The organism is Achromobacter seleniivolatilans (assembly GCF_030864005.1).
Classification (GTDB): Bacteria; Pseudomonadota; Gammaproteobacteria; order Burkholderiales; family Burkholderiaceae_B; genus Achromobacter; species Achromobacter seleniivolatilans.
The window spans coordinates 696,184-721,429 of sequence record NZ_CP132976.1 but is presented as its reverse complement, the minus strand read 5'-3'; the positions used below and the strand labels follow the sequence as shown (position 1 = coordinate 721,429).

Below are 25,246 nucleotides of genomic sequence, written 5' to 3'. Positions count from 1 at the left end.
CATGAACAGATACATGCAGATACCGACAGCTGCCCGCTCCCCTTTGGCCTGACTTGTCATGCCCAGCCCGCTACCCGGCAAAGCCGCCGGAGTCCAGGAACTCTTGTTCGGCCTGCGTCGTCTGCCGGCCTAGCGCGGCATTGCGGTGCGGGAAGCGGCCAAAGCGCTTGATGATGTCGCGGTGCAGGACCGCCCAACGCAAAGAATCAGCGTCTAAAAGTTCCATCAATGCCACGCCACGGTTTTGAGTGACCAGACTTTCGGAGTGTTCGAAAGGCAAATAAAAAAACTGGCGTAACCGAGGATCCACGGCCAAGTCGTGCCCGAACGAGATCGCATGTTCGGCAAAGTACTGCGCCAACGGGTCCGTGGCGAACATGTGCGCAGTATCGCGATAGGCATTACGGGGAAACTGGTCCAGCAGGATCATCAGCGCCAGCGCGCCATCTGCGTCTTCGAGCCAGGCATCAAGCTGACGCGCCGCTGCGGCCCAATGCGCTTGCTCGAAGCGCCCGCGAAACTCGGCATCGAACGTGTCGCTCTTGGCAAACCACTGCTGAGGCCCGGCCTCTAGCCAGAACGCTACAACGTCCTGTGGCTGCGTGGACAGGGGCGTAGGTGACATTAGGGGTGGAACAATCATGGCGGCGTCCTGGAGGCGTATATGGCCTGCAAGAGCACCCTTGCAGCTGCCAGCCCCAACAACAAGAGAATACCGCGTGCAAAATAAAAAAAGCCCCCGAAGGGGCTTTTTCCGAAAACTCAGACCTTTACAGGACTTGAATCTTCGTGGCTTGCGGGCCCTTGGGGCCATTTGCCGTCACAAAGCTGACGCGCTGGTTCTCTTCCAGAGACTTGAAGCCAGAACCCTGGATTTCGGAGAAGTGAGCGAACAGATCCTTACCACCCGCTTCCGGGGTGATGAAGCCATAGCCTTTTTCCGAATTGAACCACTTAACGACGCCGGTTTCCATACTGTATTTCCTAGAGATAATGGGCAAATGCCCGGAGGTCACGAATCAATCAAGGAGGGGACAGTAGAACAATAACGCTGAGCCGGAAAAGGCACGGCACTGAACGAAAATCGCAACGCTTGTGATCGTGTGCCGACACTATCGTTATGTTCCCCTCACAAGTCAACATAATCCTAAAAAATACGTGCCAATAATGCAACAAAGAGAAACTGTGCAAAAAAGTCGCACGTTTTAATAGGCAAAACTAAGCCCTGCATAGGTGTAAACACCCATACACAACATAAAAAAACAATCAGGGCTTATATAAATGCCGACTAATGCGTACAACTTTCATACGCCATTTAGATCAGCATTTTGGTTTGCCGCCAGGCTTACTCGTCGATAGGTAAACCCAACAAATCGAGCGCCGCGCCATAAGCGTCGTCACTCGAGCAAAGGAAAACCGCCACGTCTCCGGGATTCATATTTTCCAGGACTTGGTCGATTTGTTCTTGCGCATTATCAACATTGTCGACAGTAGATGCGTGTATATCCGCCCCTGCTTCGACTTTTTCGACGGGCACGATGTCAGCGATCGCATTGAGATCGTTTACGCCCACCACCACGTAGGCGGTGATGCCCTCGCCATCCAGCGTTGTCAGCAGCTCGACGCCGCCCGCCACGTCGGCAATGTGCCGACTTACTATTTCCATGTTCAATCTTCCTTGATTCGCGGGCAAAGCCCGCCTGGGCACGCACCTAGCAGGTGCAAGCTCACGCCCAGGCGCGACTATAACAGCCTTAGGCTAATGCTTCTTGACATTCGGACCGAGGGACTGCCGGGCGGCTCCAGACGTGGCTGCAACGCTACGGCTGCTGACCCCGGCATCCGCCAGCATGCGGATAAGCGGCTTCTGGGCGGCCAGGAAGGCGTCTTTCTCGGCGCCAGTCAGCTTGCAGATGAACATTTGGGCCAAGAGCTTGGTGCGGCGGGCCTTGCGATTGTCGGCTTCCTGGGCGAGCCATTCGCCAACCCAGGCTGCGGCGGCTTCGGCTTCGCCCTGCTGCTTGACGTGACCCAGCAGGTCGTACACCGTCACACCATTGATGGCGCCGTCTTCGCCACGCGAAAGAAAGAGCTTGGCAGCCTGGCCCGTGTAGCCGGGAATCAGCGCGAGGCAATCGCGTTCAGCGGGTTTCTTCATAGAGTTCAGTGGTATCGGTTATCGAGAACCTTGCACTGTAACCCGGCCACACCACCTGTCGCATTCGCGCCACGGAACTCTGCTATCGTCGGCCTATTCATTTTTCTACACGGTGAACATCATGCAACGCGATTTCGATCTGGTCGTCACGATTCTGGGCGCCCTGCGCGACGCACCGGGCCCCAACTTGAGCACGCACGATATCAAGAACGCCGCCCTGGCCCCTCATCCCGAAGAACAAGGTCAGCAACTGATTGCGCATCACCTGGATCTGCTCGCGGATGCCGGCCTGGTCAAGCAGGTCAGCGAAACGGCAGCGACCGCAGGCGCAACGCGCTGGCGTATCACCTGGAAGGGCTATGACGCCCTGGAACAGGATGAAGACGACGAGGAAGACGCCGAGACGTTCGACGCCGAAGAGTAAGGCGTCCGCAGGCTCACCGGCGCTGCAAAATGCGCCGCGTGAGCAAGGACGCGGCGGTGCCGATCACCAGACTGAACATGAATGCGGCGATCGACAGCATCGCCGATAAGTCGGCAAAGCCGCCGTGGCGCGACAGCACAAAGACGGCCACGAAGACCGCCACTGCCAGCGCGGCAACCCCCATCAGCACATGTTTGACCGAGCGCAAGCGGCCACAGAGCGAGCCGCCGATCAGCGCGGCCGCCACCATCGCGGCCATGGACCAGAACAGATATTCGTACTGCATGCGAACGTTCTCCGCCAAAGGCATTGAGGCGTCCGCATTATAGGCGCGTCGCACAGTGCTGCAGCCGCTCGTTCAGGGCCACTCCGGCGCGTTCAGAGTCAGTCAGGTGGATTTACGCAGCGATGGCGACGACGCTGATTTCCACCAGCGCGCCGTAGTGCAGATCACCCGTAGGCACGATGGCCCGAGCCGGACGATGCTCTCCAAAGCAGCGTTCATACACCTTGTTGACTTCGTCCCAGAGGCCGATATTTGGGATGTATACGGTCACGCTGGCAACCGTGCTGAGCGACGCGCCCGCAGCCTCCAGAATGGCTTGCACGCTGCGCATGGCCTGTTCGGTCTGCGCAGACGCTCCCAGTGCAAGCTGGGGCCGCGCGCCCGCCTCTGCTGGAGGCAAAAAGCCCAGCTGTCCAGACACAAATACGAAGCCATTGGCGCGTACGGCCTGGGCGTAGTGACCCGCCGGCGGTGTGGCGTGCGGCGTTGAAATCAATTCCATATCCGATTCCTTTTGATGTATTCGGACGGCTCCCGGCTTACCAGCCGCGAAAGCGTTCCCAATGCGCCACGACTTCCGGCTCGCCAGGGCGAACCACTTCATAGGCTTCGTGCTGGGCGCAAGTTGCGCACGCGTGATTGGGAACAATGCGCAATTTCGTGCCCAGCGGCAAATCGGGCAACGTTGCCGAGCTGCCGGCGCGCAAGGTAATGATGCCCTGCTCTTGATTGGTTTCGGCCAGCAGCAAGTCCGGGTAGACCTTGCCATTCACATCGCACACCAGGCCATACAGCTGATCCACCGGCTGCTTGGCCGTACCGCGATCACGCGACATTGCCATCCACCCCGCATCGACCAGAATCCACCCCTTATCAGCCTGATGGCCGATCACCGTCGTCAACACGGTGGCAGCAATATCATCAACCGAGCACACGCCCAAACCCGCCATCACCAGATCGAAAAACACATAGACGCCTGCGCGTACTTCCGTCACCCCATCCAGGTTGCGGGCGAAATGGGCGGTAGGCGTGGACCCCACGCTGACGACCGGGCATGGAAGACCAGCCTTGCGAATCGCTTCAGCGCAACTGACCGCTGCCCAGCGCTCCTGTTCGGCCATGTCGGCGATGGCCTCGACACTGCGGCAGCCATAGGATTCGCCAGCGTGCGTCATGACGCCGCGCAGGCAACCGGCCTCATGCAGCACTCGGGCAACCGCCAGCAATTGTTCATGGTTGCCCGGCTGCACACCCGCGCGATGGCCGTCGCAATCGATTTCGATCAAGGCGGGAACGTCTGCGCCCGCCGCCAGGGCCCGCGTGGACACGGCGCGCGCAGCCTCGATGCTATCGACTACCACCGTCAGATCCACGCCACGCTGGCGTAAAGCCAGCACACGATCCAGCTTGGCGGGCGAGACGCCCACTGCATAAAGCAAATCGGTCACGCCCGCCGCAGCAAATTGCTCGGCTTCCTGCAACGTGGACACGGCGGCGGGACCATTGGGATGCGTCATGACCCTGCGCGCCACTTCGATCGATTTAGGCGTTTTCAAATGCGGGCGCAGTTGAACCCCATGGCTGGCCATCAATCCGTTCAAGCGCTCGATGTTTCGCATCATGCGTGTTTCGTCCAGCAACAGGCACGGCGTTTCCAGAGTGTTCAGCGTGGCGGGGGTAGAAGCTAGCGTCATGGGGCTCTCGACAAGTCAGGGCAATTCATAAGAACGCTGGGCAGACCAGGTTCCGGATGCTGGAAGTATGGCGCGCTTGCCGCATTGCGTGTTTAATCAGACCTTAATTTTCAATTAAGGTGAAGCTGAATGATCACCACTGACGACCTGCGCTTTTTCCTGAGCTTGGCGGCGACCTCCTCCCTCGCCCAGGCCGCCCGCGCCCTGGATGTGACGCCGCCCGCCGTTACCCAACGCCTGCACGCGCTGGAAAAACGCCTGGGCGTACGGCTGGTGAATCGATCAGGACGCGGCACGGCTCTGACCGATGAAGGCCGGCTGCTAGCGCTTCGCGCAGGTCAGATCTGCGGCGAACTAAACGAGTTGGCCGACGAACTGGCGGGCAGGCGCGGCGTCGTTGCCGGCCACCTTCGCGTCGTCGCGCCCCTGGGTTTTGGCCAACGGTATGTTGCCGGATTGGTCGCCGAATTCCGCAAGAATAGCGAAGATGTCACCGCCAGCTTGACCCTGTCTGACGGCCCTCCCCGGCTGGCGACGGACAACTGGGACGTGATGGTGCACATAGGCGAATTGCGCGACTCCACGCTGGTCGCCTATCCGCTTGCGCCGAACCGCCGTATTTTGTGCGCGTCGCCCGCCTACCTGGGCCGCCGAGGCGCCCCCGCCAAGCCGGAAGATTTGCGTGATCATGATTGCATCGCCTTACGCGAAAACGACGAGGACGTCACCTTGTGGCGATTCAGGCGGGGCCGGGGTGCGGCGGTTGGCGTGCGCATTGCGCCAGTGCTGTCCAGCAACACAGGCGCCGCCGCCGTCGAATGGGCGTTGGCCGGCCACGGCATCGTGGCGCGTTCTGAATGGGATGTTGCGGAACACGTGCAGTCACGCGCGCTGGTGCCGTTACTGGCGGGCTGGAACCTGCCCGAAGCCAACGTCGTCGCGCTAGTGAAATCGCGCCAGGATCTCTCCGCCCGGACGGCTGGCTTTCTAGCGCATCTGCGCGCGGCGTTTGCCATGACACCCTGGCGCGACAAACTCTGACGCAGCCTAGTCGAGCATGGCTTCGGCTTCGATTTCGATCAGCCATTCCGGCAACGACAACCCGCTGACGATGACCCACGATGAGGGCGGCGGATCAATCTTGAAGCGATCTCTGAGTGCTTGCGCGATCACCTCTTGTTCTTCACGGACCGTCTCGCAGATGTAGATGCGCAGCATGATTACCTGCGCCAGGGTCCCGCCCGCCGCGGCCAGCACACGTTCAACGTTATCCAATGCTGCCTCGGTCTGCACTTGCAGGCCGGGTCCGACGGTGCGTTCGTTGACATCGACGCCAACCTGACCCGACAGCAGCATGCGCCGCTGCCCGGTCACGATGACGGCCTGGCTGAATCCGTATTGGACGGAATTGAAAACGGTATCGGGATTGATGACGGTTCTAGACATAGCGTGCTCCTGTGAACGGCGCGCCCCCCAGCGCGCCGGAGCCGCCATTTTAGCGGCCGCTATCAGACGCAGCAGCGTGTTTGATAGCGCTTGCGCGTGCGCCTGGCAACGATACCAACAGCACGATGGCGCCTGCCACGACCGCCGTCCAGAAGCCGGCACTTACGCCGTAGTGATCCACCACCCAGCCCGCCAGCGCCGCCCCCGCCGCCACCCCCGCGCCCAAGCCCGTCACCAGCCACGTCAGGCCTTCGGTAAGACGCCGGGATGGCACGCTGCTTTCAACGAGCGCCATCGCAATAATCATGGTGGGCGCAAACGATAGCCCCGCCAGCAGCACACCTAACGTCAGGCTGATCAGATCATTCACCAGCAGCAGGGGCACGGTTGTGAACGCAGTCACGCCTGCGGCGATCGACAACATGCGCGCAAGCGGCATCTGGAACTTCAGCACGCCGAACACCAAACCTGCCACGCACGAACCCAAGGCATACGCAGACAGCACAAGGCTGGCGCCTGCGGGCATGCCTTGTGCCCGGGCAAACGCGACGCTCAAGACATCGATCGTGCCGACAATCACGCCCATCGCGGTCATCAGGGCAACCAGCGGACCCATTCTGGGCATGCGCAACACCGATGCTTCGCGCCCGGCTTCTCGTTGCTGCACCGTGGGCGCGGTCGCCCGTTGCAAAACAAACGCGGTGACACCCACGGCCAGCAATAACGCGGCCACCAGCGGGCCGGCCTGCGGAAAGAACACGACGCTCAAGCCTACCGCCACCGGCGGTCCGACAATAAAGCTCAATTCATCAGCCACCGATTCCAACGCATATGCCGTGCGCAACTCAGGCTGATCGCGGAAAATTTCCGTCCAGCGCGCCCGTATCATGGCTGGCATGCTGGGTAACGCGCCGGCCAGTGCCGCGAACACGAACAGCGTCCAATCGGGCGCATTCCATTGCACGCAAGCCGCCAGGCCGATCAGCGCCATAACGCATACGCCCGCCGCTACCGGCAACACCTTCCCCTGCCCATGGCGATCCACCAGCCGGGAAATACGTGGCGCCATCAGCGCCGTGGCCAGCGCAAATGTCGCCGCCACGGCGCCAGCCAAGGTGTAGGCGCCGCGCACCTGAGACAGCATCGTGATGATGCCGATGCCGATCATCGGAAGCGGCAGGCGCGCAATCGCCCCGGCCAATACAAACCCGATGGCGCCAGGCGCTTTGAACAACTCACGATACGGATTGGGCACAACTAACCTTTAAAACCGGGTGGACGGCGAAATCCTATTCACATACATTACGTATGTCAATTAATATACGCAGCGTATGTAAATGGAGACTGGCATGTCGCGATCCCGCGCGGAAATGATCGAGGCCACTCGTGGCAAGCTGCTGGCCACGGCCAGGCACGCCTTTCAGCATAGGGGCTATGCCGGCACGTCCATGGATGATTTCACCGCCGCAGCGGGGCTGACGCGAGGGGCTTTGTATCACCATTTCGGTGACAAAAAAGGTTTACTGGCCGCGGTCGTTGAACAAATCGATCGCGAAATAGATGATCGATTGAATGCAATATCAGCCCAGGTCGCCGATCCCTGGACGGCATTCCGGGAGCGCTGCCGCGCCTACCTGCAGATGGCGGCAGAGCCCGAAATTCGCCGCATCGTGCTTCAGGATGCGCGGGCGGTGCTTGGACCCGCATCAGATGCCGCGCAACAACAGTGCATCGCCTCGCTTGTCACGCTGCTACAGCGTCTGATCGACGAACGGGTGATTGACGCTGCTTCACCCGAGGCGCTTGCCCGCCTGATCAACGGCACCCTGACCGAAGGCGCTTTTTGGATCGCTGGCGCGCCAGACGATGCTCCCCTGCGTCTTGCGCAAGCCCAGAACGCGCTCGATTTGATGTTACGCGGCCTGCTCCGGCCACGATAAACGCTGACCGCGTTCGCCGCGCTCAACGATTGGCTGCTTGCTGTTCCACGTTGGTCAACTTATTATCCAAGCAATTGCTTGTTTAAATAAAGGAGACCGCCGTGAGCGGCAATTCCAGCACTGTTTCGAATGCGTCTTGGGCAGACTTGTTAAGCGGGGCCAATGCGCTGCGGTCGATCGCGCTGGCAGGCGGCGTGGCACTGCACGCGGTCAACGTCTACATCGTCACTACCATCTTGCCAAGCGTGATTCAGGATATCGGCGGACTGGAGTACTACGCCTGGAACACGACCCTGTTCGTCGTCACGTCGATTGTCGGGTCCGCCCTGTCGGCCAAGCTGATTGAAACGTTAGGACCGCGTGCGGCTTATCTGTTGGCAGTAGCGGTATTCACTGCGGGGTCCATCGTCTGTGCTTTGGCGCCCAGCATGCAGGTCATGCTTGCGGGGCGCAGCGTGCAGGGCTTGGGGGGAGGCATATTGTTTGCCCTGAGCTACGCGCTGATCCGACTGGTGTTCGACGCCGCCCTTTGGTCACGCGCAATGGCATTGGTATCCGGGATGTGGGGAGTAGCCACTTTGTGCGGGCCAGCCATTGGAGGCGTCTTTGCACAAACTGGCCACTGGCGGCTGGCGTTTTGGGCCTTGCTGCCGGTGGCGGCGATTCTGGCTTTGATCGTGAGCTTCAAAGTGAGCGGAAAGCCATCTACCCAGGCGGTCTCTCGCACCCGACTGCCTCTGACCACGCTGGCATTGCTTGTCGCATCGGTCCTGGCGATTTCACTGGCCAGCCTGTCGAAGCAATGGGGTTGGAATCTGGCGGGCATTGCTCTGGGACTGGCCATTGCCATGCTGATCGCCAAAGTCGATTCACGCGCCACGCGCCGCCTTCTGCCGTCAGGCGCCTATTCGATAGGCACGCCGCTGGGCGCCTTGTATGCGGTCATGTGCCTGACCGTAGCCGCCATCACCACCGAGATTTTCGTACCTTATTTTCTGCAAGTCATCCATGGCATGACCCCGCTGGCCGCGGGCTACATGACGGCAGCAATGGCGGCGGGATGGACGCTGGCAGCCCTGCCCAGTTCGACTCGCACAGGCGCCGAGGCCAATCGAATGCTGCGGCTAAGTCCCGTCATCATCTTGGGATCGCTGATCGGATTGGCGATCATGACCCCGCAGGCGGCGATTCTGGGTTCGGCTGCGGGGCTGACGGTATATGTGGTCGCGCTGGCGGGCGTGGGTTTCGGTATAGGCCTGGCGTGGCCGCACCTGCTGACGAGAATCTTCAATGCCGCACCGGCCGGTGAAGAAACCTTGACCTCTTCGTCCATCACGACTGTGCAGTTGTATGCCGCCGCAGTCACGGCGGCCTTGGCCGGAATCATCACCAACAGCGCAGGATTGGCGGACCCTGGCGGCGTCGCTGGCACACAACAAGCCGCGCGCTGGCTGTTCGCGACATTTGCCGTGGCGCCTGCTCTAGCCTTGCTATTGCTGGCACGCGTGACGCGTAAAGGTTGAGAAAGCGAATTCAACCCGGCACTTATGCCCAAATTTGGCATATATGCGCGCGAATCCGCCAAAAGCGGTATAGAACGTCATAACCGTCTTTGCTACGCTGATACCACCTGAAGAGGGTGACGGTCATGAGCAACAAGATTCGATTGCTGTGTGTGCAACCATCGTCGATCGCGGCGCGATTCGCGTTTCTTGCCATCGCGTTGCGATGGACGCTTGGCGCCACACCCCGCCCTGCGCGGCTGATGATAGGCCCTCATGACCTTGAACCTGTGGGATCAGAAGCCGCGTTCTGGCAATTCGCGTTCCGGCATGCTTTTGCCGGCCAATCCTTGCTGGTGACGCGCGGCGAGCACTGGGATGTTGCGGCATCGGTTGAAGGCGACGAAGTGCGCGCCTTTGGCCGCAAATTTGCGATCAGACAGTGTCTGTTCTGAATCCGCCGTGATATCACGGCGGCGGCCCGCCGAGCAAGCACGTCACGCCCGGCCAGCGCCCCGCAATTACAAGCCAAAAGTACGTTTACGATGAAAGGCTGCCAATTCTTCGGCGGTCCATCGCTGCCGCGCCTCTTCCTGGCAACAATTACGGAACACCAGCGCGCCCACCTCCAGAAAGCGCCGGACATCCGCATCTGAAAGTTTGGCTTGCACCTGAAGCAAACAATCCGCATACGCCGAAAGAATCCCATCCCAACCATCCAGCTTATCGGGTGCAACGGGCTGCGAAATCATCCGCGCCATCATTTCACTATGGTCCATGCCAATCCCCCCTTCGCATACCGCGCCATCGTCACATATCCCGGCATCCGGTCGCGCTGTCAGTGGCAGCAAGTCTCGTACCCGCCCTCTTTTTCGTATGAACGTGGCTAGACACGCCTGACACGACGCAATGCCGGGCAGGAATGTCACTGAAGAATCTACCGTTTGATTGCCTTGTCTGCTGCCCGGCCCCGCAACAAGGCATCCGGATGCACTTGCAGATAGTCAGCCAGTTCTCTTAGGGATTTGGCGGCCCGGGTCAACTCTTTCAGGGCCGAGTCCGTATTCACAGGCAGACCTGAATCCGGAGCCAATAACCCCCCCACGGTAGCCAAAGAACGATTGGCCTGGCGCAACAGGGCTTGGGCCTCAGGTGCAAGTTGCGTGTCCAAACGCTTGGTCAGGCTGGACGTGTTGCGCAGCACAGCACTCAGTTCTGCACCCAATGCGTCGAAAGGCACACGATCCAACTTGGTCAGGATGCTGCTGATCTGTAGCTGCAACTGATCCAGATTGTTCGGCACGGTGGGAATAAATGGTACGTCCTCCATTTTGAAGGGCACGGGTTTGGCATCTGGAAACACCACCATGGCCACGTACAACTGCCCCGTCAGCACATTCCCGATTCGCAGTTGCGCGCGTGTCCCGCGTTCGATGATGGCGGCCAGCAGCTTGCCGCTGGGATGCGCCATATCGCCCCCAGCGAACTTGCTGATTTCTCCAAACGTCTTTTCCCCTAAACGCTGGGGATACAGCGTGGCCGTCACAACGGCATAGAACTGTTTCGTTGTGCCGTCGAAATCCAGATCGATCGCCTCCACGTTGCCAATCGTGACCCCATAGGAATCGATCGGCGCCCCAACGACCAGCCCCCGGACAGATTGATCGAAGCGCATGCGGATACGCATCGGTATTCCATCGGGCCGCGCCCGCGCGGACTCTTCAGACGAATACAACGTGAACGCTGCGTCGGCCGCAGCCGCTGTGTGTGCTCGCTGCTCCACCGTGTCAAACGCCAGCCCCCCGATAAACACCGACAGCAAAGACTGCGACTGCACTTTCAGGCCGCGGGCATCCACGCTGAAATCCACGCCACTGGCATTCCAGAATCTCGAGCCGTCATTGACGTAAGCATCGTTGGGAGCATCGACAAAGATCTGTACATCAACCCCGTCGCCGTCGGTAGCAAGGTGATAGGCCACAACCTGCCCGACGGCAATGCGCCGGTAATAGACGGGCGATCCGACATCCAGCGAACCCAGGTCACGAGCGCGCAACATGAAGCGCTTGCCGGGGCGGTCCTGGGCAACTTCCGGGGGCAGCTCTAACCCCGTAAAGACGGATTGAACCGCCGACTGCGGATTATCTTGGTGCGTGCCGCCCTTCTGCCCGGTCGGATCAACGCCAATGTAGGCGCCCGACAGCAAGGTGCCCAAGCCAGAGATACCGCTTGCCGATAGACGGGGCCGTACCACCCAGAACCTAGTGCCTTCCCGCAACAGGCTGCTTGCGTCCTTGTCGAGCCGAATCGTCACCACCACACCCGAGCGCTCGGGGTTCAGCGCCACCCGTTGAACGATACCGACGTTGACTTCCTTGTAGCGGACTTGCGTTTTGCCAGCTTCCAGCCCCTCTGCCGTCTGAAAGTGGATGGTCGCCGTGGGCCCTGCGTTCATCCACACCTGGAGCACCAGCAACAATCCTCCCACCACCGCGATGAGGGGCACAAGCCAGATCCAGGACAAATGGCGCCGCTTGGGCGGCGCAGACGGCGGTGTTCCAACAGCAGGACCAAGCTCTGACATAGAGGACAACCTCTTTGTGCGCGCGTCTGGACTTAGGGACAGTATCCTTTGCAAGCGTCGCGCCGCAGCGGCCGCCGCGCAAGTGAGGGATTCCCCCTGTGTCGCCGGCACGCCTGCAACCCACTCCATTAGCGGTTAGGATAATCGTCCCACAATACAGGAGACGTGCCTTGAGCCTCGTCATTCGCCCCGCCGCCCCATCGGATGCGGCCCAAATCTACGCTTTTATCACCGAGTTGGCCGTTTACGAGCGAGCCGCCCACGAGGTAATTGCCAGTGTTGACGATGTCACACGCACCCTGTTCGCGCCCCAAGCGCCAGCCAAGGCGCTGATGTGCCTGTTGGATGGTAAACCGATCGGCTACGCCGTTTATTTCTACAGCTATTCCACGTGGCTGGGCAAAAACGGCATCTATCTGGAAGATCTGTACGTCACGCCGGAACAACGCGGTATTGGCGCGGGGCGCGACTTACTGCGCCATCTGGCGCAAGAAGCGGTGGCCAACAATTGCGGGCGGCTGGAATGGAGCGTGCTGGACTGGAACAAGCCCGCCATCGACTTTTACGAGTCCATCGGCGCATTGCCGATGGAAGAATGGATACGCTACCGCCTGACCGACGACGCGCTGCTCCATTTCGCGGAAGGCCGCCGTCAAGCCGCTTAAAACTCAGGCAAGTCGAACAGGGTGTGCAAGGTGGAGCTGGGCACGGGCACAGACGCAAGGTGCTCGCGCCCAACCTCATCCACCAGCACCCGTACCGGCCGTGCCGCTACGCTCATGCCGTCCACGCTGATGGCGCTTTCGACTTCCGCCCCATCCTTGATGACCTCGATCACTTCCGAGGCCGCCGCCGTGACCGGGTCGGTCACCCAGCCGGGCACACCGCGTTCAGCCTGCCCCCAGCGTACGTAGGCGATACGCCCGCTGACGGGTTCTTTTCGAACAGCGACGATTACGAACAAAGACATCCAGGCCTCCCTAAATGAAGGCCTGGATCGTATAACAAGTTGACGAAGGCGGCATGACAGCCAGCGTCAGGGTTCGATATCGATGGCGGCAAAGGATTTAACCAGATCGTCCAGCTGCTTGAGTTGCGTCAGGAAGGGTTCCAGCTTGTCCAGCGGCAAGGCGCTGGGGCCGTCGCACTTCGCGTTTTTGGGATCGGGGTGCGCTTCCAGGAACAGGCCAGCCAGACCCACCGCCATGCCAGCGCGGGCAAGCTCGGCAACCTGTGCACGGCGGCCGCCCGATGCGGAATCCAAGGCCGAGCGCTGTTGCAAGGCATGCGTCACGTCAAAAATCAGCGGGCGGTTACCCGACACTTTCTTCATCACGCCAAATCCCAGCATGTCGACCACCAGGTTGTCGTAGCCAAAGCTGGTGCCTCGATCACACAGGATCAACTTGTCGTTGCCGGCCTCGGTGAATTTCTCGACGATATTCAGCATCTGGGTCGGGCTCAGAAACTGGGGTTTCTTGATATTGATCACGCGCTGGGTTTGCGCCAAGGCCACCACCAGATCCGTCTGACGCGCCAAAAAAGCCGGCAATTGAAGAATGTCGACAACTTCGGCCACCGGCGCGGCCTGCCAGGGTTCATGCACGTCGGTAATGACCGGCACGCCAAACTCTTTCTTGACCGCTTCGAATATTTTCAATCCCTCTTCCAGGCCGGGGCCACGATAGGAATGGATCGATGAGCGGTTCGCCTTGTCGAACGACGCCTTGAACACGTACGGAATGCCCAGCTTGCGGGTCACGCGCTGGTATTCCTCGCAGGCGCGCAGCGCCAGATCCTTGGATTCCAGCACGTTGATGCCGCCGAACAGCACGAAGGGGCGATCGTTCGCGCAGCTGATCGACGAGGAAATAACGACTTCTGGGGCGGTCATGATGGGTGAATCCTGTAGAAATAAGGCAGGTAGTAGTGCGTAATGTACAACCTGCTCATGCCGGATTTCACCCCGCTTGCCTGAATTTCGATGAGGTCAGCGACTGCGCAGCATGCGGCGCAGCACGCCATCACGCAGAAAATAGTGGTGAAACAGCGCAGCCAGGGCGTGCACGGCAGCCAGAACGATGATGATCCAGGCGACAGTGTCGTGCAGTCCGCCAATGAACCGACGTTGCTCGTGATCGATTTGAATCAGCGTAGGCACATCAAACAAACCGAAGAATGCAAACGGTTCAGCCTGCGCCCAGCGAAACAGGAAGCCGAGAACAATCTGCGTAGCCAACAACAGGTACAACAGACCGTGTACGCCAGTACTAGCTACCCGAAGCAACCCGGTTGAGGCCGGCGGCAAGCGCCGGCCCGCACAGGCGCGCCAAATGACTCTCAAGACGAATATTGCGGCAAGGGCCAGGCCGAAAGAGATGTGCAGGGATTGCAACAAGCGCCGGGTCGGCGTACCGCGAGGGAGAAAGCTCCAGATCTCTGCCAGTGCGAACAGACCAACCACCAGCACGGCGGTGAGCCAATGAAAGGTGATGGACGCCCGGTCATAATGCGCCACCCCTGATTGGGCGGCGGGTACAGTGGGGGTTGTCACAAGCGGCGCTCTTTGTCCGTGATAGACCTGCAAGCGTATTGATTTCTGACTTACAGCGTCCTGATTGCATAAAACGGGCCGCTGCCTATCAAGCACTGGTTCTATCTCCAAGTTTGGACTCATGCCCCGCCCCGCCGCCAGCCTTATACCGCTGGACGCCCGGGGGATCACTGGCCACAATGTCCGGTCGCGGATCGCGCCCCAAACGCCATCCGCACCCGAATCGAAGGTATGCAAATGGGTTTTCTCGATGCTCTTTTCCGGCGTAAGCCCTCGCCGGACCAATTCGCCAAGCTGTTTGTCGCCGCCGCGCGCCAGCAGGGTTTCAAGGATGAGCTTTCGTACAAGGCCGATGAGTTCCGCCTGTTGTTGGGCGAAGGCTCATTTTTCAACCTGCACAATGCGTACCACGCCTACTGCGCCACCCGTGGCCCCGAGCGGAAACGCGCTTTGCAGAACTTTGTGTCTGCACTTTCCAGCAGCAAAGACGCAACCCCGCAATCGTTGGCGGAAGCCAGACCGCTGCTGCGCGCTGTTATCCGCAATCGCAGCTCACTGGAACACGTACGTCTGCAGCACGTTCGGACGGACGGCAATGACGCCTCGTTCCACCCCGCCTACCGGCCCTTTGGGGAAGAGTGCGTCGTGTTGCTGGCTCTGGATCATCCGCAGGCGATTTCCACGCTGACCAATGGCCCCGAAGCCGCATGGGGTTTGACGTTTGAGCAAGCGATGGATGTCGCGATCGACAATCTGCGCGAAGAGCCGGATAACTTCACTGAACTGGTAACGGGCGTCTACAACGGCACCTGGGGGGACGGCTACGACACCAGCCGCGTCCTGCTGCCAGACATGCTTGAACGGCTGCCGGTCCTGGGCCGCCCGATCTTCATGATGCCCACCCGCAGCGTGTTGCTGGTTAGCGGCGACAACGACGAGGCTGGCTTGCGTCATATGGTCGAGCTTTGCCATCTGGCCATCGAGAGCGGATCGGCGGTCAGCGCGCATATGTACCGGTTTGAGGACAGGCAGGCTGTGCGCTACCAGCCGGCTGACGCCGCGCTGGAACATGGTCTGGCCCATTTGGCGCGGCTTCTGGCCAAGGCCGAATATGACATGCAAAAAGAGACGCTGGATCGTATCCATGAAGAACAAGGCAAGGATATCTACCTGGCTGGCTACAACCTTTTCACGAAGAGCGACGATCCCACCACTTCGTTCTCGCTAGCGTCCTGGACGCGCGACGTAGACACGTCGCTACCCAAGGTAGACCGCCTGGCGTTGGTGCGCCCAGACGCTGACGGCAATCTGGGCGACGTGCGGGTGGTGTCTTGGGCGCAAGCGGCGCATCTGCTTGAACCGCTGCTGACACCTGAAGCCGAATACCCCATCCGCTACCGAACCAACGGGTTTCCGGAAGACGCCCAGCTTGAACAACTGGACGAAGTGACCTGACCGCGAGGGCTTAGGCGCGCTCTGCTGCCGGGTCCGTAACAAGCCGGTAGGCAAGCGCGCCAAGAATGGCACCCACGATAGGCGCTACCCAGAACAGCCACAACTGCTCTAACGCCCAGCCTCCAACAAACAGGGCGGGTCCCGTTGAGCGCGCAGGGTTTACCGAGGTGTTGGTAACCGGGATGCTGATCAGATGGATCAATGTCAGCGCCAAGCCAATGGGAATCGCTGCGAACCCTGCCGGTGCGCGTTTGCTGGTCGCGCCCAGGATGACGAACAAGAAACCCGCCGTCAGCACGATTTCGGTTACCAGCGCGGACAGCATCGAATACTTGCCGGGCGAATAAGCGCCGTAGCCGTTGGCAGCGAAGTGACTGCCCTTCAGATCAAAGCCCAGTTTTCCGCTGGCGATGCAGGCCAGCACAGCCGCCGCGACGATCGCGCCCAGCACCTGAGCGACGACGTACGGCAGAATTTCCCTGGCAGGAAACCGGCCGCCCGCCACCAACCCGACCGTTACGGCGGGGTTGAAATGGCCGCCGGAAATATGGCCTACGGCAAACACCATGGTCAGCACTGTAAGGCCGAAGGCAAGCGCCACGCCCGCAAAACCAATACCCAGCCCAGGAAATCCGGCAGCGAGTACGGCTGCGCCGCACCCGCCAAGAACCAGCCAGAACGTGCCGAAGAACTCCGCGCCACAACGCTTGGATAGCGAGAACATCTGTACTCCCCAAATGCGAAAATCCACAACGGTAGGCCAAGGCAGAAATCAAGACTTCAAACAATTGAAAATCTTGACAATTCTTTTGGTCGGAACGAAGCGAACGCTTGGTTCAACCTACAGTACAGTGACCGTCGGAACTCGGGGATCGTGCAAACGGGGGATGTAGAAACACCCGTTCTGTTCAGCGCAGATCAGCCATTCACAGGCGTGCATAACTCCACTAGCGTGCCATCCGGGCAGCGCAGATAAGACACCGTCTGGCCCCACGGCTTCGCAGCTGGCGCGGTAAGTTCGGTAGCGCCCGCAGCGAGTGCCTGAGCGTGCGCGGCGGTTACGTCGGCGGTAACGAACGCCACTTCCATGCCCAGCGGTTTAGGCGACGACGACGCTTCGACGATGCCGCCATCGAAGTTCATGGAGGCCAGCTCTAGCGCGGCGAACGCCAGCGTGGTTTCGCCGGTATCCAATTCGCCATAGGTTTGAGACTCGTGCAGGAAGCGCTGGGAAAAACCGAATGCGCGCTCAAAGAACGACAGCGATGCGGCCACGTCAGGCACGTAAACAATGGTGTATCCGAATTTCATGGTCAGCTCAGAAGTAGCGGGTGGAACGGATGCTGCGCGGACGGGCGGCAGTCATTTCCGAATTGGACCAGATTACTGTTTTTTTATCCAGCACCCTGCGGGGAAGATGCCGCCCAACCGGTACGCGGGCTGGGCGGCAACAGCAACTGACGCTCTGTCTGTCAGGCCTTGATTTGCTTGGGGTCCAGGCTCCACAAGGCGTGATCGCTGGTCGATACGCCCACCGCGCCATGCTTCATGGCGATGCCGATATCCGTTTGATTGCAGACAAAACCCGATGCGACGATTGGCGGCAAGGCCTTCAGGTCTTGTTCGGCCATGTGCTTGAGCATCGGCGCAGGCATCAATTGCACCAGGTTGGGATCGCTCTGCTCTAGCGCCTTGACGCTGCGCGGCCAGGTCGAGCGGTCGGTCACGAACACCTTTTGCATAGTGACCATACCCGCACGATTGGCGCGCTGAATGGTGGCCACCCGGGTCGACACCAGACTGGCCACGCCGATATCGGCCAGGTATTCGACCCCGCCTTTGTCCTGCGACAGGCCTTCGCAACTGTCGATATTGACGATGGCGAACTTGCCCGCCCGGTTCAACGTGGCGATGACAGGCGCCAGCTTGCGCAGCTCGACATTGGCAACGATGCCGATTTCGGCCACGCTGCCTACAAACGTGTTGATCTGCTCAAGTCCGTACATCGTTGCGATGACAGGATGACGCGCCAGACATGCCCCGAATGACCTATCCATGGTTATCGATTTTCCCGATCGTAAAAGCGCTCGTCGCTTAAACCCAGTTTGCCCGGGTTCAGAATATTTTGGGGATCCAAGGTGCGCTTGATCGTGCGCAGCACCTCAAACGCGCTGCCCAGCGACTCCTGCATGTACGGCGCACGCAACAGGCCCACGCCGTGATGATGGCTGAGGGCCGCATTATATTTAATCAACACCGCATTGGCTGCGTCCCAAGCCTGCCGATACCATAGTCCGCGCCGCTCGACTTCCACGTCGCCACGCAGTGAAAAATACAGGCAGGCGCCATCGACATAGGCGTGCGACTGGTGAGCCGAACCCGCCAACGTGCCCGGCACAGCGTTAACGGCGTTCACCACTTCTGTGTAGATCGCCGGCAGATCGCTCCAGCGGCCTGACATCTCCAGCGTGTCCGCCACAAAACCCGGACTGCGCTTGAAGCCTTCGGCGCTCTTGCCCGTCAGATAGCGCGTTTCCAGCCAGCGCTCAAAGATGGCGTCGCCATCCAGCTTTTCACCGAGTTCTTCGCAGACACCTTCGCTGATCTCCATCACCGCATCCACGATCTGGCGCGCGCCCTCATCCGCCACCAGCAGGACGTTCAGATCGGGCCGGTTGAACTGCACGCCACTTTCCAATTCGTCGTACAGACGCAGCGCCGCGGGATTGGCCCCGCGCTGCATGATTTCGCGGCACGCATCCAGGCCAATGGCGAAAGTCTTGAAGCCGTAGGCAATTGCCCGGCCATAATCCGGCAGGCGATGCAACTTCAGGCGCAGGCGCACGATCACGCCCAGAGTCCCTTCCGACCCGATAAACACTTGCTGCAAGTCTGAACCTACTGCGGCGCGGGAATAGCCGCCCACCGTGATCAGGCTGCCGTCGGCCAACACGACGTCCATGCCGAAAACCATGTCTTCGATCTTGCCGTAACGCGTGGACAACTGCCCCGCTCCCCGGCATGCCGCCCAGCCGCCCACCGTGCTGATGCCAAATGACGACGGCCAATGTCCCATCGTCAGACCGTACTCGTTTTGAATCGTCTCTTCGAAGACGTCGCCGAACATGCCCGCTTCCACTTCAACGATCTGGCTCTCGCGATCCACGCCGATCAGCTTGTTCAGTTGGCATACGTCCAGCACAATGCCGCCCCGCACCGGCAAGGCAGCACCCGTGACATTGCTGCGCCCTGCCGACACGGTGACAGGAATGGCGTCCGCATGTGCAATGCGCATTACAGCCTGGATCTGCTCCACTGTGGACACCTGCACGATCACCGCATGTGGCGTAGCAGGCTTGCCGCCAGTTTCCGACACCATCGAACCCGCCCACCAGTCTCGCGTCCAGGTCACGACATTGTCGATACCAGTCAAGACGTCATCGGCTACGTGGCGCAAGGCGTCAATCTGGGCGTCCGTGACGCGCACCGGATCACGTTGCAACCCGGCCTCTGAACCCGTCTGCGTCAATGATGCGGCGTAAGCGGGCGGAGTGTGTGCGCCAACGACATAGTTGCCACGGTTGTAGCCGCGCTTGATGGCTTCTTTGCTGATCATTCTTTGTCTCCCATGAGTACGGATTTTTCGTGCTTGATGGCAGCCAGGTAATCATTGACCTGCTGCGTAATGGTGCTGGGCGCCAAGCCCAGTTCGGCCTGCAAGATCTGTCCAACGCGTGCCGCAGCATTCGCGGAGGCATCGCGCGCCATCAGACGTGTACGCATCCGGCGCGACAACACGTCCTCGACGGTGCCCGCCAATTCGTGGCGCGCCGCATACAGCACTTCGGCTTCGGTATAGGGCAGTCCTTCAACAATGGGCGTCAGCAAAGCGGGCGACGCTTGCATCAGGTCGCTGACAAAACGCGCTTCGGTTCCGTAGCGTTCACCCAGATGCGCCGACATGCCTCCCGAGGCCACAATGGCCTGCGGGTCATAGCCCGCCGCGCCCAGGATGTAGGCCTTCTTGGTCTGACACGGATTGCGCTGGCCGATGACTTGCTGCGCAGCGTCGATGGTCTGTTCAGCCATGTGCCGCGACGTGGTCAGCTTGCCGCCAACGATGGTCACCAACCCGTCTTCGGCAACGCGAATCTCGTGATTGCGCTTGATCTCCAGCGTCTTGCCACCGGGCGGGCCGACCAACGGCCGGCAACCGGCAATACTGCCCACAACGTCTTCAGCATGCAGATCGGTCTTCAACGCCGAGCGTGCGCCTTCCAGCAAAAAATCCAGCTCCCGGCGCGTGCAATACACGTCATCGAGATCGCCTTCATAGTCTTCGTCGGTCGTGCCCAGATAAGACACATTGCCCCAGCGCGTGATAGTGGCGCGACGGCTGCGGCCCGGCACGGGAATGGTGACGGTGCAATCGTTGCGTACCTTCAGCCAAGGCACAGCGACGTGTACGCCTTTGGCGGGCCGCACGTGCAAGGCGGGTTCATCGCCCTTCTTGGCCCCGTTCCAATCACGCAGCCAGACACCTGTGGCCATGATGACCACTCCGGCACGCGCGCGGATTTCTTGCTGGCCCGCTTGAACGATCACGCCATCCACCTTGCCGTGCGGGTTGCGAGTGACCTCGATCGCCTTCGCGTGGTTGATGACGGTGGCGCCGTGAAACGCGGCCGTGCGTGCAACGGCCAAGGTAAGGCGCGCGTCATCCACTCGGGCGTCGAAATACAGAAAGCCGCCCAAGAGGCCTTCTTCTTTGAAAGTCGGGCAATGCGACAGCACTTCCGCCGCCGTCAGTTTCTGATGCAGGATGCCTTCCCGCCACCCGCCCGCCATGTCGTACGTCCAGAGCAGGCTTTCAAAGGCCTTGGACAGGCGCTTGTCGAACACGCCGTCCCGCTCAAGGATCGGAAACAGGAACGGCAGGCGCTGCACAAGATGACGCGCATTGCGCCGCAGACGCTGGCGCTCGTGCAAAGAATGCCGCACCAGACCCAGGTTGCCCTGTTCGATGTAGCGCAGTCCGCCATGCACCATCTTCGACGACTTCGACGATGTACCCGATGCAAAATCGTCTTTCTCAATCACTGCCACCCGATAGCCGCGCAAGCTGGCATCCAGCGCCGCATACACGCCAGTAATACCGCCTCCCACAATAATCATGTCGTACTGCTCGCTGCCCAACCTGTCCAATTGCTCTTGCCGCATCAGACGTAATGGTTCGGTGCTCGTCATATCGGCCCGGTCCTTCCTGGGCTTTCTGGATAGCCACCCGATCATTTGTGCAATGCCTCCTCTTTTTCCCGCTTGAATTGATCGACATGGCCCAGCTCGGAGCCCACGCGGGCATGCCACAAGGTCCGCCGCATGGCGCGCTCGTCCGCATTCCCGGCCGGCGTGAATACCGCATCGGTCACGATGGTTTTGCAGGCCTCGTGCAAGGATGGCCACAGCAGCCCCGACGAACCCGCCAGATAGGCAATGCCGCGCAGGCTGGCCCGATCGGACTCCTGCATGCGGCGTATGGGTATGCCGATCAGGTCCGCCTGGATTTGCAGCAAGGGATCGCTGCACGACAGCCCGCCGCCCACCACCAGTTCAGACACGCGAACGCCCGACACGGCTTCATCCGCCTCGATGCAACTGGCCACCGAATGCGCAATGCCTTCCAGAATGGCGTAGGCCACTTCTGCTTGGGTCGTGGCCATCGACACCCCAGTCAGCGAAGCGCGCGCGCCCGCTTCCATGCGCGGCACTCGCAAGCCAGTCAACGCCGGCACAAACGTCACGCCTTGCGACGACGTCACCGTAGCCGCCAAGGCGCTGATTTCTCGTGCATCCTTGAACCACTTCAGCTTTTCGCAAACCCAATTCAATGCGGAACCGGTTGTGGCCACAAAGGTCTCGACGGCAAAATGCGACACGCCCTGCTGCCGCCGCGCCGTCATGGTCAGCGCCCCTTCAGACAAGCCCGAATTCGAGGGTGCCTCGGGTCCGATGATCAGATCTACAAAGCTGCCGGTGCCATGCACGCACATCGCCTGCCCACGGTCCAGGCAACCCAGCCCGATCGCTCCCGCATGCTGATCGCCCGCCGAAGCCAGAATCGGCACGTCGATGCCCAGCAGGTCTGAACGGGTCCGGCCGAAATCGTCCGCATCCTGGCGCAAGGCGGGCAACAGTTCGAACGGGAAGCCCAGTTCCTGCACCCATTCCAGGTAATAGCGGTGATCCGCCAGCACATAGGCGCCTGAAGACGTGGCGTTGGTAGGCGTGGTCACAATGTCGCGCCGCTGCGAAAAATGCCATAGCAGCCAGGTATCAACCGTTCCAAACGCCAGGCGCTTCTCACGCCAGGCATCCGCGACCTGCGGCGTATCGCGCAAATGACGCGCCGCCCACAGATACAGCGATCGCACACCCACCGGGCGGCCAACCCTATCCAGCAGCCGTTCGTCCCACTCCGGCGCCAGCCGGTCCAACTCGTCCACGAAGCGGGTGTCTTGCCAGACCATCGCAGGCACGAGCGCCACTCCGGTCTGCGTATCCCACAACACGGCGGTGGCCCGCTGCGTCGCCAAAGCCAAGGCGGCGATGTGTTGGCCCGCTTGTTGCGCCTGAGCAATGGTGGCGCGGCAAACGCTGATCGTCTTTTCAAGAATCTCGTTGGCGTCCTGCTCGACCACCCCGGGCCTGGGCGTTTCGACATGCAGCGTCAGGTATTCCAGGCAGGACACATGACCGTCGGCCGACACGGTCGCTGCCCGCGTGCCGGACGTGCCCTCGTCTATGGCCAGAATCACATTGTTTGTTGTCATCGCGAGGCTTTCCCAATGGCGGGGTCCAGTGTGGCCAGCGCGTCATCGTCCTTGAACTGCGGCGCGCCAGTCTCGCTGTCGGGATTGATGGTGGTGCGAGTGGGGTCCCACTTGATCACAAAGCAGATAATGCTGGCGATCAGCGGGACGACAGACAGGATCAGAAAGGTTTTCTCCAGGCCGTAGCTCTCACGGAAGATGGGGAACACCAGCAGGCCAATTGCCGCGCCGGTGGACCCCAGCGCTCCGATGATGCCGTTGGCGCCTGCGCGCAGTTCACTGCGGAACGACAACGACGACAAGCTCTTGCCATTGGCGCCGGGGCCGCCGGAGTGGAACAGGATGAACAGCGACGGCAACACCACCGCCAGCCACAGCGGCATCTTGCCGTGGAAGGTTCCCAGGATAAGCAAGATCACGAACACCACTGCAAAACCAAACGCAGAGGCGCGGCGCAGACCCAGTTTGCGCCCGATGTAGGGCGACATAAATCCACCGAAGATCCCAAAGACGTTGAACACCAGCGCGCCAATAGTCGCGTAGATGAAGTCCTTACCGAACAGCGCTGCACTGATCAAGGGCAGGTACCAGCCCACGGCAAAGTACTGAATCGACTGGCCAATTTGCACGGTCGCCGCCAGAATCGTGCGCGGCAGATACACGCCCCGAAAAATCAGCAGCACGTTGGCCAGACCGCGTTTTGCCTGATTGATGACGGGCACACGCTCATGCACGGGCGCCGCAACAAATGGCTGGCCGTAAATCCGCGTCATCGCCAGCGCAGCCTGCTCCACCCGTTCCTTGCGCGCCAGCCAGATCGGGCTTTCCACCATGTAGCTCATTTGCAGCACCAGAATAACGACTGCAAAAATGGCCGTGGCTGCGACGGAATAGCGCCAGATCGAATCGCCCACATCCCACGAGAAAAACAGCATGGCCAGCAGCAGGTTCGTGCACACGGCCGTGTACCACATGCCTTGCCAGGTATTGAGCCGGCTCTTGAACTTAACGGGCGTGAATTCCGCCAGTACGGCCATGGCAATGGCAAAGTCGATACCGTAGGCCGCGCCGACAAAAAAGCGCCCGACCAGGATCACTTCAAAGGTGGGCGCAAACATCACCAGCACCGCGCCAATGACGGCCAGAAGCTTGGCAATGATCAAAGGTCGAATGCGCCCCCAACGATCAGCCATCCAACCGCCAATTGGATTGAAGGCAATGGCTACCCAGGCGGCGAATGATGTCATCAGCGCGACCTGCCCGGCCTTCAGGCCCAAGTCTCGCGTCATCGGGCCCAGGCCCGCGCTCAATGCTGAATTTGCGAAAGCGTCCAGGAACAATCCGCCCAGCGCGAGCCACCAGATCAGGCCGGCTCGGCCGGTAATTCCCGGGCGTGAATCGATAAAAGCGATGACATCGTCGATGCCACGTATTTTTACGGTCGATGATTGCACAGTCGTCTCCTCTTGGAATTATTTCTGTAAGAGGTCGACGCAAAATGCACGCGATAAAAGACCACCTTACAGATGGTCTTTTATCTAAATCTGTGCGGTGACTTTATGGCTCGGCGCAGGCAGTGTCAAGGCGTTCGAGCATCAGGACAAACCCTGTCTTACCAAGGTTTTCTGCCGCCTTGAACCCGCGTTCGAACCCGAAGCCGGGGCACCCAAAAAAGTATCCAAAGTAATAGGAAAGTATATGGAAGAGCACCTTCCATATAAGTTTTTCTCATTATTTTTCAATGACTTGCAATAAATATTTAAGCTGTCAGACTATGCCAAATTCAATAGCCAGTTCAGCCGAAAACACCGGTGCACGAACTGTTGGGCATGGTCCCCTGCGCGGTCAATCCGCTCGTATTCACGACGGTTGCCGCGGCATCCACTGAGTCTGCGCGGTCTTTACGCCGCAGGTATCAGCAAGCGGTGCCAGGCCATACACCCCACATCGATAACGACGCCCGACGTCGCGCTTACGCGCGTCGCGCGGGCGCACGTCAGTCAAACCCTGCAAGACGATCACCCGATCCAACAATCAACCTGACCACGGAGCAGCACATGCGTTTAATCAGCGATCAAGAACTCAGCACGATGTCCACGGAAAACAAGCGGCGCCGGCATCAAGAGCTGGACAAAAAACTGGTTGTGGCCGAAAGCCGCGGATGGGCATGCGCACATCGCATTCAAGCCAGCCGCGCCAAGGTCCATGACGCCATCCTGATGGATGTAAAACTGGGCAGAGACGTCGAAGACAAGACGCAAAAGCGCCGCGACAGGATCAAGGTTAAAAACTAAGCCGCTATTGCGGCCACTAACGGGCCTTGTTTCTGCCAGCAGTTTCTGGATAAATCCTGTGTTGGCCGCCTGCACAGGA

At 60.1% G+C, this 25,246-nt stretch carries 29 protein-coding genes; 8 read left to right on the top strand and 21 right to left on the bottom strand.

Features of this window, described 5'->3' with window-relative positions:
- Positions 1-70: 70 nt before the first annotated feature.
- From RAS12_RS03270 to RAS12_RS03255, 4 genes are all read right to left on the bottom strand, one after another.
- Complete coding sequence (locus RAS12_RS03270) at positions 71-643, bottom strand: DUF924 family protein (protein ID WP_371321245.1); 573 nt, start codon at positions 641-643, stop codon at positions 71-73.
- Between the two features lie 127 nt (positions 644-770).
- On the bottom strand, positions 771-974 hold the full coding sequence (locus RAS12_RS03265) for a cold-shock protein (RefSeq protein ID WP_006220190.1): 204 nt from the start codon (positions 972-974) through the stop codon (positions 771-773).
- A gap of 371 nt (positions 975-1,345) precedes the next feature.
- Positions 1,346-1,666: a hypothetical protein gene (locus tag RAS12_RS03260; RefSeq protein ID WP_306945064.1), complete on the bottom strand. Its 321-nt coding sequence runs from the start codon at positions 1,664-1,666 to the stop codon at positions 1,346-1,348.
- 93 nt (positions 1,667-1,759) lie between these two features.
- Positions 1,760-2,158 carry a hypothetical protein gene (locus RAS12_RS03255; protein ID WP_306945063.1) on the bottom strand — a complete coding sequence of 133 codons (399 nt, stop codon included), beginning with the start codon at positions 2,156-2,158 and terminating at the stop codon, positions 1,760-1,762.
- Positions 2,159-2,279: 121 nt separating this feature from the next.
- Between RAS12_RS03255 and RAS12_RS03250 the strand changes: the two genes are divergently transcribed.
- Entirely contained in the window at positions 2,280-2,582 is a 303-nt protein-coding gene (locus RAS12_RS03250) for a DUF2513 domain-containing protein (RefSeq protein WP_306945062.1), read from the top strand.
- Between the two features lie 13 nt (positions 2,583-2,595).
- Here RAS12_RS03250 and RAS12_RS03245 read toward each other — a convergent pair whose 3' ends face one another.
- The 3 genes from RAS12_RS03245 to RAS12_RS03235 all read right to left on the bottom strand — a co-directional run bounded on the left by RAS12_RS03245 (position 2,596) and on the right by RAS12_RS03235 (position 4,562).
- Positions 2,596-2,868 carry a hypothetical protein gene (locus RAS12_RS03245; RefSeq protein ID WP_306945061.1) on the bottom strand — a complete coding sequence of 91 codons (273 nt, stop codon included), beginning with the start codon at positions 2,866-2,868 and terminating at the stop codon, positions 2,596-2,598.
- A gap of 112 nt (positions 2,869-2,980) precedes the next feature.
- Positions 2,981-3,370: a RidA family protein gene (locus RAS12_RS03240; protein WP_306945060.1), complete on the bottom strand. Its 390-nt coding sequence runs from the start codon at positions 3,368-3,370 to the stop codon at positions 2,981-2,983.
- A 37-nt stretch (positions 3,371-3,407) separates the two neighbouring features.
- Positions 3,408-4,562 (bottom strand): DSD1 family PLP-dependent enzyme, encoded by a 1,155-nt coding sequence (locus tag RAS12_RS03235; RefSeq protein ID WP_306945059.1) that lies wholly within the window; start codon positions 4,560-4,562, stop codon positions 3,408-3,410.
- A gap of 129 nt (positions 4,563-4,691) precedes the next feature.
- On the opposite strand from RAS12_RS03235, the gene RAS12_RS03230 reads away from it, so the two are divergent.
- Complete coding sequence (locus RAS12_RS03230; protein ID WP_306945058.1) at positions 4,692-5,603, top strand: LysR family transcriptional regulator; 912 nt, start codon at positions 4,692-4,694, stop codon at positions 5,601-5,603.
- A 6-nt stretch (positions 5,604-5,609) separates the two neighbouring features.
- On the opposite strand, the gene RAS12_RS03225 is transcribed toward RAS12_RS03230, so the two are convergent.
- Positions 5,610-6,008, bottom strand: coding sequence for a RidA family protein (locus tag RAS12_RS03225; protein ID WP_306945057.1), 399 nt, complete (start codon positions 6,006-6,008; stop codon positions 5,610-5,612).
- A 49-nt stretch (positions 6,009-6,057) separates the two neighbouring features.
- A complete protein-coding gene (locus RAS12_RS03220) occupies positions 6,058-7,263 on the bottom strand; it encodes an MFS transporter (protein WP_306945056.1) in 1,206 nt (401 codons plus the stop codon).
- A gap of 94 nt (positions 7,264-7,357) precedes the next feature.
- On the opposite strand from RAS12_RS03220, the gene RAS12_RS03215 reads away from it, so the two are divergent.
- From RAS12_RS03215 to RAS12_RS03205, 3 genes are all read left to right on the top strand, one after another.
- Positions 7,358-7,948: a TetR/AcrR family transcriptional regulator gene (locus RAS12_RS03215; protein WP_306945055.1), complete on the top strand. Its 591-nt coding sequence runs from the start codon at positions 7,358-7,360 to the stop codon at positions 7,946-7,948.
- A 101-nt stretch (positions 7,949-8,049) separates the two neighbouring features.
- Positions 8,050-9,471, top strand: a complete 1,422-nt coding sequence (locus tag RAS12_RS03210) for an MFS transporter (RefSeq protein WP_306945054.1) — start codon at positions 8,050-8,052, stop codon at positions 9,469-9,471.
- Positions 9,472-9,596: 125 nt separating this feature from the next.
- Complete coding sequence (locus RAS12_RS03205; RefSeq protein ID WP_306945053.1) at positions 9,597-9,905, top strand: hypothetical protein; 309 nt, start codon at positions 9,597-9,599, stop codon at positions 9,903-9,905.
- 66 nt (positions 9,906-9,971) lie between these two features.
- On the opposite strand, the gene RAS12_RS03200 is transcribed toward RAS12_RS03205, so the two are convergent.
- Together RAS12_RS03200 and RAS12_RS03195 are read right to left on the bottom strand one after the other, a co-directional pair.
- A complete protein-coding gene (locus RAS12_RS03200; RefSeq protein WP_306945052.1) occupies positions 9,972-10,229 on the bottom strand; it encodes a hypothetical protein in 258 nt (85 codons plus the stop codon).
- A 158-nt stretch (positions 10,230-10,387) separates the two neighbouring features.
- Entirely contained in the window at positions 10,388-12,034 is a 1,647-nt protein-coding gene (locus tag RAS12_RS03195; protein WP_306945051.1) for a PqiB family protein, read from the bottom strand.
- A gap of 170 nt (positions 12,035-12,204) precedes the next feature.
- Between RAS12_RS03195 and RAS12_RS03190 the strand changes: the two genes are divergently transcribed.
- Positions 12,205-12,699 (top strand): GNAT family N-acetyltransferase, encoded by a 495-nt coding sequence (locus RAS12_RS03190; protein ID WP_306945050.1) that lies wholly within the window; start codon positions 12,205-12,207, stop codon positions 12,697-12,699.
- Here the strand turns inward: RAS12_RS03190 and RAS12_RS03185 are convergent.
- From RAS12_RS03185 to RAS12_RS03175, 3 genes are all read right to left on the bottom strand, one after another.
- A complete protein-coding gene (locus RAS12_RS03185; RefSeq protein WP_306945049.1) occupies positions 12,696-13,004 on the bottom strand; it encodes a carbohydrate isomerase in 309 nt (102 codons plus the stop codon). The two genes, RAS12_RS03190 and RAS12_RS03185, sit on opposite strands and share 4 nt — an antisense overlap.
- A 66-nt stretch (positions 13,005-13,070) precedes the next feature.
- Positions 13,071-13,928: a 3-deoxy-8-phosphooctulonate synthase gene (gene kdsA / locus RAS12_RS03180; RefSeq protein ID WP_306945048.1), complete on the bottom strand. Its 858-nt coding sequence runs from the start codon at positions 13,926-13,928 to the stop codon at positions 13,071-13,073.
- Positions 13,929-14,024: 96 nt separating this feature from the next.
- Positions 14,025-14,588 (bottom strand): cytochrome b, encoded by a 564-nt coding sequence (locus RAS12_RS03175; RefSeq protein WP_306945047.1) that lies wholly within the window; start codon positions 14,586-14,588, stop codon positions 14,025-14,027.
- A 237-nt stretch (positions 14,589-14,825) separates the two neighbouring features.
- On the opposite strand from RAS12_RS03175, the gene RAS12_RS03170 reads away from it, so the two are divergent.
- Positions 14,826-16,043, top strand: a complete 1,218-nt coding sequence (locus RAS12_RS03170; RefSeq protein WP_306945046.1) for a DUF1444 domain-containing protein — start codon at positions 14,826-14,828, stop codon at positions 16,041-16,043.
- A 10-nt stretch (positions 16,044-16,053) separates the two neighbouring features.
- On the opposite strand, the gene aqpZ is transcribed toward RAS12_RS03170, so the two are convergent.
- The 7 genes from aqpZ to RAS12_RS03135 form a co-directional block, all read right to left on the bottom strand.
- Positions 16,054-16,767 carry an aquaporin Z gene (gene aqpZ, locus RAS12_RS03165; protein WP_306945045.1) on the bottom strand — a complete coding sequence of 238 codons (714 nt, stop codon included), beginning with the start codon at positions 16,765-16,767 and terminating at the stop codon, positions 16,054-16,056.
- Between the two features lie 194 nt (positions 16,768-16,961).
- Complete coding sequence (locus tag RAS12_RS03160; RefSeq protein WP_306945044.1) at positions 16,962-17,354, bottom strand: VOC family protein; 393 nt, start codon at positions 17,352-17,354, stop codon at positions 16,962-16,964.
- A 161-nt stretch (positions 17,355-17,515) separates the two neighbouring features.
- Positions 17,516-18,100 carry a glycerol-3-phosphate responsive antiterminator gene (locus RAS12_RS03155; protein ID WP_306945043.1) on the bottom strand — a complete coding sequence of 195 codons (585 nt, stop codon included), beginning with the start codon at positions 18,098-18,100 and terminating at the stop codon, positions 17,516-17,518.
- A gap of 2 nt (positions 18,101-18,102) precedes the next feature.
- Positions 18,103-19,659, bottom strand: a complete 1,557-nt coding sequence (locus RAS12_RS03150; protein ID WP_306945042.1) for an FAD-binding oxidoreductase — start codon at positions 19,657-19,659, stop codon at positions 18,103-18,105.
- Entirely contained in the window at positions 19,656-21,335 is a 1,680-nt protein-coding gene (locus RAS12_RS03145) for a glycerol-3-phosphate dehydrogenase/oxidase (RefSeq protein WP_306945041.1), read from the bottom strand. Before RAS12_RS03145 ends, RAS12_RS03150 begins: the two co-directional genes overlap by 4 nt.
- Positions 21,332-22,873, bottom strand: a complete 1,542-nt coding sequence (locus tag RAS12_RS03140) for an FGGY family carbohydrate kinase (RefSeq protein ID WP_306945040.1) — start codon at positions 22,871-22,873, stop codon at positions 21,332-21,334. Before RAS12_RS03140 ends, RAS12_RS03145 begins: the two co-directional genes overlap by 4 nt.
- The gene (locus RAS12_RS03135) at positions 22,870-24,327 is read right to left on the bottom strand and encodes an MFS transporter (protein WP_306945039.1); all 1,458 of its coding nucleotides are present in this window, start codon (positions 24,325-24,327) and stop codon (positions 22,870-22,872) included. The genes RAS12_RS03140 and RAS12_RS03135 overlap by 4 nt, the downstream gene beginning before the upstream one ends.
- A 603-nt stretch (positions 24,328-24,930) precedes the next feature.
- Here RAS12_RS03135 and RAS12_RS03130 point away from each other — a divergent pair.
- Positions 24,931-25,167: a toluene tolerance protein gene (locus tag RAS12_RS03130; protein WP_306945038.1), complete on the top strand. Its 237-nt coding sequence runs from the start codon at positions 24,931-24,933 to the stop codon at positions 25,165-25,167.
- Positions 25,168-25,246: the final 79 nt, after the last annotated feature.